Consider the following 15257-nt stretch of genomic DNA (forward strand, 5'->3'; position numbering starts at 1 on the left):
CTCGTGATACGAGTTCACACGATAAGAAGAGCGCGACGAACCGTGGTCGTGGCGGCAGTTCACTCGAGCGGCCCGGAACCGTCAGTCGTCACCAGGGGCTTCTCGACGCTGGGTTCCGGCGAACGGCTTGGCAGAGATGTTCTTACGGCCGGCGTCGAGTTCCGAGAGGGCGTACACGAGACCGACGAGCAGAATCGCGCCGAGGGGCACCAGGACGAACGGCGAGAGGCCGAACAGACCGTACGCCAGGTAGACGATCAGTGCGACGAAGATCACCGTAACCGCGTAGTACAGCTGGGTCCGAACGTGGTCGATGTGGTCGGCACCGGCGAACGTCGAGGAGAGGATCGTCGTGTCCGAGATAGGCGAACAGTGGTCGCCGAAGATGGCCCCCGAAAACACGGTCCCGACGGCGAGCGCCAGCACTTCCGGCGAGCCGTTACCGACCTCGTAGGCCAGCGGGATGGCGACCGGCGTCACGATTCCCATCGTCCCCCACGAGGTGCCGATCGAGAAGGCGATCACGGCCGTCGTCAGCAACACGACGACCGGGAGCAGCGTCGGCGTGATGAAGCCGGCGGCGATGTCGGTGACGTACCGGCCGGTCTCGAGCACCTCCGCGACGGTCCCGATCGACCACGCCAGGACGAGGATGCTGACGGCGGTGAGCATGATCCCGAACCCGTCGAGGACGGTCTCCATCGACTCCTCTAGACTCATTACGTCGTAGTACAGCGCCATCGCGACGGCGGTCGCGACCATGGCGAACGAGCCCCAGACGAGCGCGCCTGTGAAGTTCACGTTGTCCACGAGGGTGATGAGCGCGTCGCCGCCGGATGCGGCCTCGGCGGGCGTGACCCCGGCGGCCTGGAAGCCGGTGATCGCCGCCCCGCCCATGACGACGGTCACGAGGACGGCGACCGGCACGACGAACGTTCGCACCAGGGGATCCTCGACGATCGGCTCGCCGAGGTCCTCCTTCATGCTCTGGAGCGGGGTGGCGTCCTCGCGCGTGACGTTCCCCGTGTCCCTGGCTCGCGTTTCCGCGGTGAGCATCTCCCCGAAGTCCCGGCGGGTGAGGACGACGATCAGAACCATCAAGAGCGCCAGCAGACAGTAGACGTTGAAGGGGATCGACCAGAGGAACGTCGCCACGGCCGAGGGCGTCTCGCCGTCGATGTTCTGATACTCGTTCTCGATGAGGCTAATCTGAAAGGCGACCCAACTCGAGATGCCGAAGGTCGCCACCGGCGCGGCCGTCGAGTCGAGGATGTAGGCCAGTTTCTCCCGGGACATCCGCATCTCGTCGGCGATGTCCTTCACCGCGGAGCCGACTATGGCCGTATTAGCGTAGTCGTCAAAGAACCACACCAACCCGAGCAACCAGGCGGCCAGGCCGACCCGCCGATGGGAGTCGACCCGGTCGGTCGCGGCGCGGGCGATGGCGATCGAGCCGCCCATTCGCCACGTGAGGGCGATACCGGCGCCCAGCAGGAACGTGAACGTGATGATCTCGGCGTGGAACGTGTCGTCTCCGAACGAGGCGACGATCCAGCCGAACGCTTCGATTACGCCGACGAACGGGACGGCGGCGATGTCGAGGGCGCTCTCTGCGTTGTCCCAGGCGATGAGCACGCCCCCGGACCAGACGCCCAGAAACAGCGAGAGCATGGCCCGACGGGTGAGGATGGCGAGCATGATCGCCAGCAACGGCGGCAGGAGCGACCACGCGCCGAATGGGTGTGGTTGTACCATGTACACACGGAGCACGCTAGTGGTATTTAAACGATGCGTAATCGCAATCTTCGAGTCACTGACAGACTAACAGCCCAGTTTCGCGGAGAAGAACGCTCGAGTGCGCTACTCGAGCAACAGGAGTTCGGGGTTCTCGAGGTACCGCATGACCTCGTTGGTGAACGCCGCGCCCTCGGCGCCGTCGATGAGGCGGTGGTCGAACGACAGCGAGAGCGTCATGACCGAGCGGGGTTCGATCGATTCGTTGCCCTCGTCGTCGGTGACGACGCGGGGCTTGCGTTTGATCTCGCCGACCGCGAGGATGCCCGCCTCGGGGTAGTTGAGAATCGGCGTGGCGTACTCGCCGCCGATACCACCGATGTTCGTGATGGTGAACGTCGAGCCACGGAGTTCGTCCGGGCTGATGGTGCGCTCTCGAGCCTTCGTCACCAGTTCGTCCGTTTCCGAAGAGAGCTGGAGCATGCCCTTGTGGTCGGCGTCCTCGACGACCGGAACCATCAACCCGGCGTCGGTCGCGGCCGCGACGCCGATGTTGTAGTAGTTGCGGTGGACGATCTCCTGGTTCTCGTCGTCGATCATGGCGTTCATCTCCGGGAACTCCTTGAGCGCCGCGACGACCGCCTTCATGATGAACGGCATGTAGGTCAGCCGAATGCCCTGTTCCTCGGCCACCGGCTTGAGCCGTTCGCGAGCCTCGACGAGTTTCGTCACGTCGACCTCGTCGTGGTGGGTGACGTGCGGTGCCGTGTACTTCGAGCGCTCCATCGCATCGGCGATGGTCTTGCGAACGCCCTTGAACGGCTCTCGGGTCTCTCGCGGACCGGTCTCGCCGGTTGCGACTGCGGCAGCGTCGGCCTCCTGGGCGCGCTGCTGGGCCTCCGCGTACTCCATCACGGCCTCCGGTGTGACGAACGCCTCCCCGTCGCGCTCTTCCGTGGCGGGGACGGCATTGATATCGACCCCCTGCTCCTCCGCGACGCGGCGAGTGGCGGGAGCGGCCAGCGTGCGGTCGCGGTCGGCCGATTCGACGGACGGAGCGCTCGAGGCGCTCGCCCCAGTTCCCGTGCCCGTGCCCGTTCCTGCTCCCGACTCGGTCTCGCCGTGGGCACCCGCGGCAGCGTCGACGCCGCCGGTTCCCTCGGTCGGCTCCGCCGGAGCGGTCTCGGCGGATTCGGCACCACTGTCGCTCGAGCCACCTACACCCGCAGCTGCCTCGACGTCGCCCTCGGTGATCCGACCACCGGGACCGCTACCCTGGACCGTCGAGATGTCGACGCCCTGTTCGCGGGCGAGTTTTCGAACTCGCGGCGGGGCGAAGACGCGGCCCTCGGGGACGTCGACGGATTCGGTGTCGGCCGCTGCGTCCGTGGATTCGGTCGACCTCGAGTCGGCCGTCTCCGTCTGGTCGGCGTCTGCTTCGGTTTCCGTTTCAGTTCCGGTCTCGGCTTCCGCCTCGTCCGCCTCGCCCTCGACGTTGAACGTGATGATCACGTCGCCGACCGGGACCATTTCACCTTCCTCGGCGCGAAGTTCCGCGACCGTGCCGTTGTACGGCGAGGGAACCTCGACCAGCGCCTTGTCGGTCTCGACCTCGGCGACTGGCTGGTCCTCGCTGACCGTGTCCCCGGGTTCGACCAGCCACGAGACCAGTTCGCCCTCGGCCACGCCCTCGCCCACGTCGGGAAGTTTGAACTCTCGAGCCATGTCAGTAATCCATCGCGTCCCGGATTCCCGTCTCGATGCGGGCCGGTTCGGGCAGGTAGTAGTCCTCGAGCGCGTACAGCGGGAACGGCGTGTCGAACCCGCTGATGCGCTGGATCGGCGCCTCCTGGTACATCAGGGCCTCCTCCTGGATGGTCGCCGCGATCTCGGCGCCCATGCCGTTCGTCTTCGGCGCCTCGTGGACGACTGCGCCGCGGCCGGTCTTCTTGAACGACTCGACGATGGTGTCGATGTCCAGCGGGGAGACCGTACGGAGGTCGACGACCTCGACGTCGATCTCGCCCTCGAGGTTCTCTGCAGCCTCGAGCGTCGGGCGGGTCATCGCGCCGTAGGTGAACACCGAAATATCGGACCCCTCGCGGCGGACGGCCGCCTCGCCGATCGGCACCTCGTAGGGCTCGTCGGGCACCTCCTCGCGGAACGCCCGGTAGATGAGCTTGGGCTCGAGGAAGATGACCGGATCGGGGCTCCGAATCGCGCTCGTGAGCAGCCCCTTCGTGTCGTAGGGCGTCGAGGGGATGACGACCTTGAGGCCGGGCTGGTGGACGAACATCGCTTCGCTCGACTCGGAGTGGTGCTCGGGCGCCCGGATTCCACCGCCGTAGGGCGCGCGGATGACCATCGGGCAGGTGAAGCGACCGCGCGATCGGGTTCGCAGGCGCGCGGCGTGGGAGACGATCTGGTCGAAGGCGGGGTAGATGAAGCCGAGGAACTGCATCTCGGGGACGGGGCGAAGCCCGTAGGCGGCCATCCCGATAGCCGTCCCGACGATGCCCGATTCGGCAAGCGGCGTGTCGATGACCCGGTCCTCGCCGAACTCGTCGTAGAGCCCTTCCGTCGCCCGGAAGACCCCGCCGTTCTTCCCGACGTCCTCGCCCATGACGACGACGTCTTCGTCCCGTTCCATCTCCTGACGCAGTCCGTCGCGGACCGCCTGTACCAGCGTGAGGTTTTCAGATTCTGCTGCCATGTTAGTCCTCCAGTAGCGCGTCGTCTCCGTACTGTTCGCGAATCCGTTCGAACCACTCGCGTTGTTCCGCGAGTCGGCGCGGCATCTCGGCGTAGACCTGCGAGAAGATTTCCTCGGGGTCCGGCCGCTCGACGGCTTCGGCGGCGTCGATCGCGTCTGCGACCGCGTCGGTGACGCGCTCTTCGATCGCGTCGGCGCGCTCGTCGTCGAGCATCCCGTGTTCGCGCAGGAACGTCTCCATGCGCGGGATCGGATCCTTCTGTTTCCAGCGTTCGACCTCCTCGTCGTCGCGGTAGACCGAGGGGTCGTCGGCGGTGGTGTGGGCCCCGAAGCGGTACTGGACCGCCTCGATGAGCGTCGGCCGAAGTTCGCCCTCGCCCGGATTCTTGGCCTTCTGGATGGCATCGCGGGTCACCTTGTAGACGGCCAGCGGGTCCATCCCGTCGACCTGGACGCCCTCGAACCCGTAGGCTTTGGCCTTCTGGGCGATGGTGTCACTCGCGGTCTGGCGCTCTCGAGGCACCGAGATGGCCCACTGGTTGTTGTTACAGAAGAAGACGGCCGGCGCGTCGAAGACCCCCGCGAAGTTCAGCCCTTCGTGGAAGTCGCCCTCGCTCGTGGCGCCGTCGCCGAAGTAACAGAGGAACGCCTTCTCCTCGCCTCGCAGTCGGGAGGCCCAGGCGGCCCCGGTGGCGTGGGGAATCTGGGTCGCGATGGGCACGGCGACCGTGAAGATGTTCTGTTCTTCGGGAACCGCGTTGCCCTCCTCGTGGCCCATCCAGTAGAGCAGGGTCTGTTTCAACGAGAGGCCGCGAACGAGCGCCGCCCCGTGCTCGCGGTAACTCGGGAAAAGCCAGTCCTCGTCGTCCAGGGCGTGGGCGCTTCCGATCTGGGCGCCCTCCTGGCCCGACAGCGGCGGGTACGTCCCCATGCGACCCTGTCGCTGGAGACTCACCGCCCGCTGGTCGAAGTGGCGGGCGAGTTTCATCTGCTCGTAGAGCTCGAGGAACTCGGATTCGTCGAGATCCGGTACCTCGACGCCCTCGAGGACGCGACCGTCGTCGTCGAGTACCTGTACTCGATCACTGGGGTCGTGCTGTAGCGTGCTCACGGGTATACCCACCTTCGCATACCCTAATGGTCTATCGCTCACGTTAAAGGAGTTTCGTAAATAATTTACTATCAGCACGATTCTTGCCATTGATTACCAAAGTTCGCCGTTGTTTTCGGATGAGAGCGACCGATCGTCCAAATAAACGCGAGGAATCGCGAGAATAGTTTGGAGTATCACGGATTATCTCCACGTTACTGGACGGATGTTCGTCGCTCGAGCAGGTTTCAGGAGCGAACCGCCCGTGCGGCGGCCCGGTACGATGTCGAATCGCGTCTGAAAGGTGATGGAATCGCGGGGCGAGAGACCGCTCAGTTCGACGCGGGGCTCCGACGAGCGCTCGCTCGAGCGTCCTCGACGCTCTTGCCCTCCCGAAGCACGGCGTCGACGAACAGTTCGCCGGCCTTGTACGACGAGCGAACCATCGGCCCGCTGGCACAGTACAGGAAGCCGAGTTCCTCCTCAGCGACCCGTCGCCAGGTCTCGTACTTGTCCGGGTGATCGTAGCGCTTGACCTCGAGGTGACTCAGCGACGGCTGGAGGTACTGACCGAGCGTGATGATGTCGACTCCGCGCTCGCGGAGGTCGGCCAGCGTCTGGTAGACCTCGTGGTCGTACTCGCCGTGGCCGAGCATGATCGACGTCTTGGTGTAGATGTCCGACTCGCGTTCGACCTGCTCGAGCACGCCCAGGCTCTGTTCGTAGCCGGCCCGACGGTCTCGGACCGGGAACTGTAGACGCTCGACCGTCTCGACGTTGTGGGCGATGACGTCCGGCTGGGCGTCGATGATCTTTCGGACGAGGCGTTCCTCACCCTGGAAGTCGGGAATGAGGACCTCGACGAGGATGCCCGGGTGTCGCTTCTTGATCTCGCGGATCGTTCGCGCGAAGTGGCCGGCGCCCTGGTCGGGGAGGTCGTCGCGGTCGACGCTCGTCAGGACGACGTAGTCGAGGCCGATCTCGGCGATGGCCTTCCCGACGTTCTCGGGTTCGTCCGGGTCGAGCGGTTCCATCCCGCCGGTCTCGACGTCACAAAAGTTACACCCGCGCGAGCAGCGATGGCCCATCAGCATGAACGTCGCCGTGCCGCCGCTGTCCGATTCGCCCGTTCCGTTTCGGCCGCTCCAGCACTCGCCCAGGTTCGGGCAGTTCGCCTCCTCACAGACGGTGTTGAGGTCGTGCTCGCGCAACGTCTCCTTGATCCCGGTGAACTCCCGGCCCGACGGCGGCCGCATCTTCAGCCAGTCGGGCTTTCGCGAGCGACTCATACCTGATCCTGGACGGCGATGGTGAAAAGTCGTGGTGGTTCTCGTCGAAATTCGGCCGCCGTTCCGTTGAGACAATGCACCAACGTGAATGAACAGTTATATTACGTCCCGTGTGCCAATGTAACAGGTCACTGACGATGCTATCCGCTTCGCGTGAGGAAATTTCGAACGGCTCCCTCCCGAAAGTCCTCCTCGTACTCGCCGCGCCGCTGCTCGTCCAGAACCTCGTCCACGTCGCCAACCAGGTGATCGACGTCTTCTGGCTCGGCCGACTGGGCGGCGACGCCATCGCAGCCGTCGGGTTGAACTTCCCGATCATTGCCCTGCTGTTCACCGTCGCCATCGGCATCTCCGTGGGCACGCAGGTCGTCGTCGCCCAGCGCGTCGGCGCCGAGAACCTCGAGGGGGCCCGCCGCGTCGCCGTCACCGGCACCGTCGTCGGCCTGATCGGCGGAACCATCCTCGGCATCGTCGCGTTCGTCTTCGCGCGTGACGTCATGGGGCTGTTCGCGGCCGAACCCCAGGTCATCGAGGCCGCCGCCGCTTACCTCGCAGTCATTGCACTCGGCATTCCGCTCGCGACCGCCAGCGACGCCCTCGAGTCGGGCTTCGTCGGCTGGGGCGACGCCCGTGCAGCGCTCTACATCAACGTCGCCACCGTGGTCGTCAACGTCGCCCTCGACCCGTTCCTCATCTTCGGCTGGTGGGTGTTCCCAGAACTCGGCGTCGAGGGAGCGGCCGCCGCGACCGCCATCGGCTACACGGCGGGCTTCTTCTTCGCGGTCGGCCTCGCCGTCTACGGCCGGGACGACTTCCGGATCGGGCTCCGTGATATCGGCTTCGACCTCGAGGACGCCCGCGAGATCGTCGACGTCGGCTGGCCGAACGCCGGCCAGTACATCGCGAGCCAGTCCGTTCGCGTGTTGATGGTCGCCATCGTCGCCGTCGCGGGCGGGTCGGCCGCCGTCGCCGCCTACACCATCGGCGCCCGAGTCGCCTCCATCGCCTTCATCCCCGCCCAGGGCCTCCAGCAGGCCGCTCAGAGCGTCATCGGACAAAATCTCGGTGCCGAGAATCCAGGACGGGCGACCAGGACGACCTGGGTCGGCGTCGCCATCGCCGCGGGTGCCCTCACCGTCGTCGGCGCAGTCCAGTGGCTCGTTCCCGAGATACTGACGACGGTCTTCGTGCCCGACGCGACGCCCGACGAGGTCGCCCACACCGTCGCGTACCTCGAGATCCTCGCCTACGGTTACTGGGCCATCGGTGCGAACTACCTGCTGATGGCCGGGTTCAACGGCGCCCGACGGACGCGGACCAGTTTCGTCGCCACGCTCTGTCAGTACTGGGCCGTTCGCCTCCCGGTCGCCGCCCTCGGGATCTACGTGCTCGGCATGGGACCGGTCGCCGCTTTCTGGGCCGTGACGATTTCGAACGTCGCCGTGGCCGTCGGACTGGGACTGTACTACTGGTACGAGACCGGCTCCGGGATGAACCAGCGCGCGGTCGACGTCGCGGCCTCGAGTACCGATTGACCGGCTTTCATTTCTCTGGCTCCCTCGACGCTCGGTCCCTCGAAGACGAGGCCACCCCCTCAGTGCGTGACGATCGCTCCTCGACGCTCGTGTTCGATCTCCTCCGTGACCGCCGCCGCGACCGCCTCGCCGAACTCGCGCTCGAGGAACCACAGCGCCAGGTCGATTCCCGACGTGACGCCGCCCGCGGTCAACACGTCGCCGTCGTCGACGACACGCGCCGAGCGCACGTCAGCGACCGCCTCGAGGGCCTCGAGAGCAACCCGGTGCGTGACGGCGGGCCGACCGTCCAGCAGGCCCGCATCGGCGAGTACCATCGCGCCCGTGCAGATCGACGCGACGACGGCGCCATCGGCGTGACGGTCGGCGACGGCCTCCGGAAGGCGACCCTCGTCGATTATACGACTGACGCCCCCGTCGTCGCTCGTCCAGCCCCCGCCCGGGACGACGAGTACGTCTGGATCGCCCAGAGTGTCGTCGGGCTCGACGCGCAGGCCGTGGCTCGCTCGAACCCGATCGACGGACTCGAGGGTGACGAGTTTCGTCTCGAGGGGCGCACCGGCTCGGGCGCCGTTCTGGAATACCTCGAAGGGGCCGATGGCGTCGAGTTCGTCGAAGCCGGGAAAGAGGACGATCTCGACCGTCGTCGTGGAATCGGCGTCGGACATGTGCTCGAGGAGGGGCCTCGAGACGAAGCGTGTTTCGCGTTCCGGATGACGAAATGTCGACTCTTTCCGCCTCGAGCCGACGATAAAAGGACGGTCGTCCGTCTATACGTCGTGCATCAGGCCCTTGACGTCGTCTCGAGAGACGGACTTGTCGTGCGTCTGTTCGGCGTGTTGCTGGACGAGGTCGACCATCTCGTCCTCGTTTTCGTCCCGGATGACGAAGTCACAGTCCTCGAACCCTGCATCTTTGCATTGTACCTCTTTGACCATAGGAATCACTCGCCTCGCGCCGGCAGAGATTTCCACACCATCGACCGCAATAACGGTTGTCGGAGGCGAGAATGACAGTCACTCGGAGCGAAGACTCCGGACCATCCGACGAACGCGGCGGCGTCGTCCGGGGACGGTACACTGAAACCCCTCGCCCCGCTAGAGGCGTCGATAGCGATGGACGCCGAGACGCTTCGCGAGCGAGCCAGCGACCTCCCTCGAGAGCCCGGCGTCTACCAGTTCCGCGACCGTGACGACGAAACGACGCTGTACGTCGGCAAGGCCGTCGACCTCCGCTCACGAGTGCGTTCGTACGCCGACCCCCGGAGCGCCCGTATCCGACGGATGGTCGACCGTGCCGACGACCTCGAGATCGCCGTCACCGACACCGAGACCCAGGCGCTGTTGCTCGAGGCGAACCTGATCAAGCGCCACCAGCCCCGGTACAACGTCCGGCTGAAGGACGACAAGTCCTACCCGATGGTCCAGCTGACGGCCCACGAGGCCCCGCGGATCGAAATCACCCGCGACCCGGCCGAGGCCGCGACCGTCTTCGGCCCGTTCACGAACAAGGGACGGCTCGAGACCGTCGTCAAAGCGCTGCGGGAGACCTACGGTCTGCGCGGCTGCTCGGACAACAAGTACGCGGGCCGCGACCGCCCCTGCCTCGACTACGAGATGGGGCTCTGCACCGCCCCCTGCACCCGCGAGATCGACCTCGAGAGCTACCGCGAGGACGTGCAGTCGGCCGTCCGCTTCTTCGAGGGCGAGACGGGCGTGCTCACGGACCCCCTCCGGCGGGGGATGGAGGCCGCCGCCGAGGGCCAGCAGTTCGAGCGCGCGGCCCACCTCCGGGACCGCCTCGAGACCGTCGAGGCGTTCCACGGGGACGCCGACGACGCCGTCCAGTCGATGGGCGAGAGCCAGGAACACCTCGTCGACGTCGTCGGCGTCGCGATTCGCGGCGAGGACGCGACCGTCGCCCGCCTGCGCTCCGACCGCGGCAAATTGGTCGACCGCGACCGCCACACGCTCGAGGCACCCGCGACCGACGAGGGAGCCGAGAGCGCCGTCCCCGCCGTCCTCGCGGCGTTCCTGGTCCAGTACTACGCCGAGCGACAGCTACCGGACGCACTGTTGCTCCCCGAGCGCCACGGCGATCCGGAGGTTGCCGCCTGGCTCGAGGCCGAGGGCGTGGCTGTCCGCGTGCCGGGCGCCGGCCGCGAGGCGAAACTCGTCGAATTGGCGCTGAAGAACGCCCGCCAGAACGTCGGCCGACGAGACGAGTGCGGCATGCTCGCCGACGCGCTGGGTCTCGAGCGGGCAAGGCGACTCGAGGGGTTCGACGTGAGCCACGCCCAGGGGACCTCTGCGGTCGGCAGCAACGTTGCGTTCGACGACGGGAGCGCCGACAAGTCGGGCTACCGCCGGAAGAAGCTCACCGACGAGAACGACGACTACGCCAACATGCGCCGACTCGTCACCTGGCGGGCCGAGCGCGCGCTCGACGGGCGGGACGACCGATCCGACCCGGACCTGCTGGTGATCGACGGGGGTCGAGGACAGCTGGAGGCGGCACTCGAGGCCCTCGAGGAGACAGGCTGGGACGTGCCCGCCATCGGACTGGCGAAAGCCGAAGAGCGCGTCGTCACGCCCGACCGGGAGTACGACTGGCCGCGGGACGCTCCGCACCTCCACCTGCTCCAGCGCGTGCGCGACGAGGCCCACCGCTTCGCCGTCCAGTATCACCAGACGCTACGCGACGAGGTCTCGACGGTGCTCGACGACGTCCCGGGAATCGGGCCGGAGACGCGAAAGCGACTGCTGGGACGGTTCGGCAGCGTCGAGAACGTCCGGGCGGCGAGCCTCGAGGACCTGCAGAGCGTTCCTGGCGTGGGCGAGCGAACGGCGCAGACGGTGAAGGAGCGCCTGTGAGCGTAACCGGTGAGATCGGCTGTGAACGGTTCGTAGAGCCGTAGGGATACGGATCGAGGGACGTCTCGACCTCGAGTCCCGGTCACCTCTTTGGTACTCGATGACGTGGGTCGCGTATGGACACCGACATTCGCCCGGCCACGGCCGACGACCGCGAGGCCATCCGCGAACTCGCTCGCGAAACCTGGCACGACACGTACGCGGAACTCGAACCCGACGTGATCGACGAGACCGTCGACGCCTGGTACAGCGACGAGGAACTCGAGCGCGCGCTCTCGACGCCCGGCACGACGATGCTGGTCGCCGAAGCGGGTGAAGAAGCGGGTAGAGAAGTGGGAATCGTGGGTGTCGCCCACGGCGTCGTTCAGGAGGACGAGGGCGACGTCCTCCGACTGTACGTCCACCCCGACCACCAGCGCGAAGGTATCGGCACGGCCCTCCACGAGCGCCTCCGCGAGAACCTTGAGGACTTCAACATGCGTCGCATGCGGGCGATCGACCTCGCGTCGAACGCCGACGGGCGGGCGTTCTACGAGGATCTGGGGTTCGAGAAAACCGGCGAGGGGACGGTCGATATCGGCGGCGAGTCCCGCCAGGAGGTCGTCTACACACTCGATCTCGAGTGACGTCTCGTTCCCTCGAGTGACAGTCAATTCGGTCGAGAGACAACGCTTTGGTACTCGAAAACGTAGCACACGTACCGTGTCAAACGACGACCTCGACGACCTGCTCGACGAACTCGACTCCCACGACGACCTCACCGTCGCCGAACAGGTGCTCACGATCCGCCTCGAGAAGCGCCGATACGGAAAACCCGTCACGATTCTCGAGGGGTTCGACCTCTCGACGGCGGACCTGAAATCGACCGCGTCCGAACTCAAACAGGCGCTCGGAACCGGTGGCACCGTCGAAGAGGGTCGAATCGAGCTTCAGGGGGATCACCGCAGTCGACTTCCGCCACTCCTCCGCGAACGCGGATTCCAGGTCCAGGAGTAGCACTTACACCTTTTTGTCGTCGAGCACGATCGGTCGCTCGACTGCCGCAACCGACGCGTTCTTTGGGACACCGACTCGAGAATAACACGACACTCGAGCGTGTCGGGTTGCCACGGAGAGAACGGCAGCCAGCCGCCCGCAGCCTCGAGACGAAACTGACGACGAACGACGAAACCGACGACGATGGACCTGCTGAATCGATGGCGCTACCGAGAGACCGTCCTCGCGCTCTGTACGCTCGCGTTCTTCGCGACGATGGTCGCCCGACTAGTGATCAGCCCGGTCGTCACCGACGTCACCGACGCCTTCGGCGTCTCGAACTTCGTCGTCGGCATCGCGCTCACCGGCCTCTGGATGACCTACTTCCTCGCGCAGTTCCCTAGCGGCATCCTGGCCGACCGCTTCGGCGAGCGACCCGTCATCCTGGTCGCCGTCGGTGGCACGGCGGTCACGAGCCTCCTCATCGCCGTCTCCCCGGCGTTTCCGATCTTCCTGCTGGCGACGCTCGTACTCGGCGCCGTCGCGGGCCTCCACTACAGCGTCGCGACGACGCTCCTGACCCGAACTTACGACAACATCGGCTCCGCCATCGGCGTCCACAACGGCGGCGGCCCGCTCGCCGGCCTCGTCGCCCCGGCGCTGGCCGCCTGGATCGCCGTCGTCCTCGGCTGGCGCTACGCCATCGCCCTCGGCGTCGTCGCCGCCGTCCCGATCTTCGTCCTATTCTCCCGCTACGTCGAACCGACCGAGCCGCGCCGCCCCGACCAGCCGATGCGCGACCGGTTCGAACTCGAGCCCCTGCTCGAGGTGCTCTCGCGTCCGCCCATCGCGTTCACCGTGTGCCTGTCGATTCTGGCGGCGTTCGTCTGGCAGGCGCTCTCGTCGTTCCTGCCCACCTTTCTGATCGAACACCGGGGCCACTCCCAGACCCTCGCAGGCATCGTCTTCTCAGCGTACTTCGTCGTGCAGGCGCTCACCCAGGTCGCCGTCGGCGCCGTCTCCGACCGCTACGGCCGCGACCTCGCCGCCGCCGGCTGCATGGTGCTCGGCTCGAGCGGCCTCCTCCTGTTCGTCTTCGGCCCCGGCTTTCCCTCGATCATCCTCGCCGTCCTGCTCGTCGGGACGGGCCTGGGTTGGGGTGCGGCCCTGCTCCCGCGGATCATGGACAACCTCACCGACGAAGAGCGCGGGGCCGGCTTCGGCCTCGTCCGGACCGTCTACGGCGTCGTCGGCTCACTCGGCTCCGTCGCGACCGGCCTCTTCGCCGACGTCCTCGGCTGGAACGTCGCCTTCACGATTCTTGCCGGTCTCCTGGTCGTCGTCCTCCTCGCGCTGGTCACGAACCGGGCTCTCGGCCTGGGATACTGATCTGCCAGATCCTCGAGACGATCTCTTCGAGGATTCTATCGGTTCGGCTTATTACTATAGAAAATATAGTTTCGTCGAGCCATGGAGCCGAAGCGACGGAAGCGTCAGTGTTCCTCGTTCAATTCCCGTTCCTTCGTGACCGTCTGGTCGCCTTCCGGCGGGGCGTCCTCGATGTCCGCGGGACGAGACGCGCCCGAATCTTCGGTTTTCGCCGTATCGACGCCGCCCTCGCTCTCGCCGTCGCCCGCCTCCCGCTCGTCCCAGGACGGCCCCTCGCTCGAGGGAAACGCCTCGAGTCGGATCGCCTCGTCGACCGTTCGAACGTCGCTCTCGTGGAGCGGGACGGCGTCCTGAGGGTCGGACGACCAGCCGAGGGCTGCCCTGAGCGAATCGACGACGCCCGGCTCCGGTTCGACGAACGCGGTTTCGTCCTCGACCGAAACGACGACGCCGACCGCCGCTCCCTCGTCGTTTTCGACTGTCTTTCCGACGTCGTCAGCCGTGAAGGTGGCGCACATACACTGGGCTAGCCCCGCCTCGAGCGAATAGTGTGGTGCCTGCATCGGCTGGCAGGTCCGGGAGGGTCGTTCGAGCGTAGACGCCGTCCCATCGCCGGCGGCGTCAGAATCCCATCGTCGGAGTCGAGCCACCACCCAGCACACACGCGGCAATGGCTTTTCGAGGTGGCCGTGGACCGTTCCCTATGGACTGGAATGCCCTTCGCGACGCGTGTAGAGGCCTCGAGTCTGGAAGCGAACTCGTGACGCCGGTCTCCGAGCGCGCCTTCCGAATTACCGACGCGCTCGAGGACCGACTCGTGGTCCAGTTCGTCGACAGCGGCGAGGAACGCCCGCTCCACCGCGAACAGTTCGACGTGCTGGCCGAGCAACTCGAGGGCGGCCCGATCCCGCTCGCGGAACTCCCGCCGGGCGTCGAACCGTACGCGAGCGTCCTGAGCTGTTCGGACGAACACGTCTCCGACGGCGAGACCCTCGAGCGTGCCCCGGAGGAGGCCGTCGCGGGTGAGAGCCCGCACCTCGTCTCGCCCGAGGACGCCCGGACGAGCCTCGAGCGGGTGCACGACGACGCCACCCTGCTCGCCGATCAGCTCGAGCGCCTCGGACGCGACGGACGCGTCGAGCCGTCGACGCTCGACACGGAGACTCTGACCGACCTGTACGTCCTGCTCTCGGACGTCCAGCGGGGGTCCGATCGGGTGCGGCGAACGGCCGGCGAGACGCTCCTCGAGCGGCTCGGCCCCGATCAACAGCTCCACGGTCGCTTCGGGACGGTCCGGCGAACGACCCGCGACCGGCGCCAGCCGAAAGACGAGGACGTCGTCCTGGACGCCCTCGACGAGCACGGCATCCCCCACGAGTGGGTGCTCGGGGTCGATTCCGACAAGCTGGACGTCGTCCTGGCGGTAACCGACCTCGAGCCCGACGCCGTCTACGACGTCGAGCAGCAGGTGTACGTCCAGAAGACCGGTGTCGACGAGGGCGAGAAGTACTCCCGGCTGCAGGGGCTGGCCGAGCGCCTCGAGGACGTCGACGCGGAAACCGCCGGCCAGATCGACGAGTCGCTCTACGACGACCTCAGCGACCTCGAGCAGCGGCTCGAGGAGGCGCTCTCGGCGGGGTGATCGGGTGGCGGGCCGTA

Annotated in this window: 14 protein-coding genes; 6 read left to right on the forward strand and 8 right to left on the reverse strand. The window is 66.6% G+C overall.

Translation table 11 applies throughout. The features are described from left to right. Positions 1–81: 81 nt before the first annotated feature. The 5 genes from ACFQO4_RS07975 to lipA form a co-directional block, all read right to left on the reverse strand. Positions 82–1755 (reverse strand): Na+/H+ antiporter NhaC family protein, encoded by a 1674-nt coding sequence (locus ACFQO4_RS07975; protein WP_500260371.1) that lies wholly within the window; start codon positions 1753–1755, stop codon positions 82–84. A 105-nt stretch (positions 1756–1860) separates the two neighbouring features. Then, positions 1861–3459 (reverse strand): dihydrolipoamide acetyltransferase family protein, encoded by a 1599-nt coding sequence (locus tag ACFQO4_RS07980; RefSeq protein WP_500260372.1) that lies wholly within the window; start codon positions 3457–3459, stop codon positions 1861–1863. 1 nt (position 3460) lies between these two features. Beyond that, complete coding sequence (locus ACFQO4_RS07985) at positions 3461–4447, reverse strand: alpha-ketoacid dehydrogenase subunit beta (protein WP_500260373.1); 987 nt, start codon at positions 4445–4447, stop codon at positions 3461–3463. Position 4448: 1 nt separating this feature from the next. Next, positions 4449–5558 carry a pyruvate dehydrogenase (acetyl-transferring) E1 component subunit alpha gene (pdhA, locus tag ACFQO4_RS07990; protein ID WP_312910837.1) on the reverse strand — a complete coding sequence of 370 codons (1110 nt, stop codon included), beginning with the start codon at positions 5556–5558 and terminating at the stop codon, positions 4449–4451. A 311-nt stretch (positions 5559–5869) separates the two neighbouring features. Continuing rightward, on the reverse strand, positions 5870–6826 hold the full coding sequence (lipA, locus tag ACFQO4_RS07995) for a lipoyl synthase (RefSeq protein WP_500260374.1): 957 nt from the start codon (positions 6824–6826) through the stop codon (positions 5870–5872). 137 nt (positions 6827–6963) lie between these two features. Here lipA and ACFQO4_RS08000 point away from each other — a divergent pair, with 137 nt between their 5' ends. Then, on the forward strand, positions 6964–8361 hold the full coding sequence (locus ACFQO4_RS08000) for an MATE family efflux transporter (protein ID WP_500260375.1): 1398 nt from the start codon (positions 6964–6966) through the stop codon (positions 8359–8361). Between the two features lie 59 nt (positions 8362–8420). Here ACFQO4_RS08000 and ACFQO4_RS08005 read toward each other — a convergent pair whose 3' ends face one another. Beyond that, positions 8421–9029 carry a DJ-1/PfpI family protein gene (locus ACFQO4_RS08005; protein WP_500260376.1) on the reverse strand — a complete coding sequence of 203 codons (609 nt, stop codon included), beginning with the start codon at positions 9027–9029 and terminating at the stop codon, positions 8421–8423. A gap of 102 nt (positions 9030–9131) precedes the next feature. Continuing rightward, positions 9132–9299: a DUF1059 domain-containing protein gene (locus ACFQO4_RS08010; protein WP_500260377.1), complete on the reverse strand. Its 168-nt coding sequence runs from the start codon at positions 9297–9299 to the stop codon at positions 9132–9134. Between the two features lie 177 nt (positions 9300–9476). Between ACFQO4_RS08010 and ACFQO4_RS08015 the strand changes: the two genes are divergently transcribed. The 4 genes from ACFQO4_RS08015 (at position 9477) to ACFQO4_RS08030 (ending at position 13598) form a co-directional block, all read left to right on the forward strand. Further along, positions 9477–11234: an excinuclease ABC subunit C gene (locus ACFQO4_RS08015; protein ID WP_500260378.1), complete on the forward strand. Its 1758-nt coding sequence runs from the start codon at positions 9477–9479 to the stop codon at positions 11232–11234. Positions 11235–11350: 116 nt separating this feature from the next. Next, positions 11351–11860 carry a GNAT family N-acetyltransferase gene (locus tag ACFQO4_RS08020; RefSeq protein WP_500260379.1) on the forward strand — a complete coding sequence of 170 codons (510 nt, stop codon included), beginning with the start codon at positions 11351–11353 and terminating at the stop codon, positions 11858–11860. Positions 11861–11936: 76 nt separating this feature from the next. After that, positions 11937–12230 (forward strand): SUI1 family translation initiation factor, encoded by a 294-nt coding sequence (locus tag ACFQO4_RS08025; protein ID WP_254158939.1) that lies wholly within the window; start codon positions 11937–11939, stop codon positions 12228–12230. A gap of 183 nt (positions 12231–12413) precedes the next feature. Next, positions 12414–13598: an MFS transporter gene (locus tag ACFQO4_RS08030; RefSeq protein ID WP_500260380.1), complete on the forward strand. Its 1185-nt coding sequence runs from the start codon at positions 12414–12416 to the stop codon at positions 13596–13598. 104 nt (positions 13599–13702) lie between these two features. Here ACFQO4_RS08030 and ACFQO4_RS08035 read toward each other — a convergent pair whose 3' ends face one another. Further along, a complete protein-coding gene (locus ACFQO4_RS08035) occupies positions 13703–14161 on the reverse strand; it encodes a DUF8593 domain-containing protein (protein WP_500260381.1) in 459 nt (152 codons plus the stop codon). Positions 14162–14301: 140 nt separating this feature from the next. Here ACFQO4_RS08035 and ACFQO4_RS08040 point away from each other — a divergent pair, with 140 nt between their 5' ends. Continuing rightward, positions 14302–15240, forward strand: a complete 939-nt coding sequence (locus ACFQO4_RS08040; RefSeq protein WP_500260382.1) for a DUF7983 family protein — start codon at positions 14302–14304, stop codon at positions 15238–15240. The last annotated feature ends 17 nt before the right edge of the window (positions 15241–15257 follow it).

The organism is Saliphagus sp. GCM10025334, assembly GCF_042663485.1.
Classification (GTDB): Archaea; Halobacteriota; Halobacteria; order Halobacteriales; family Natrialbaceae; genus Natronosalvus.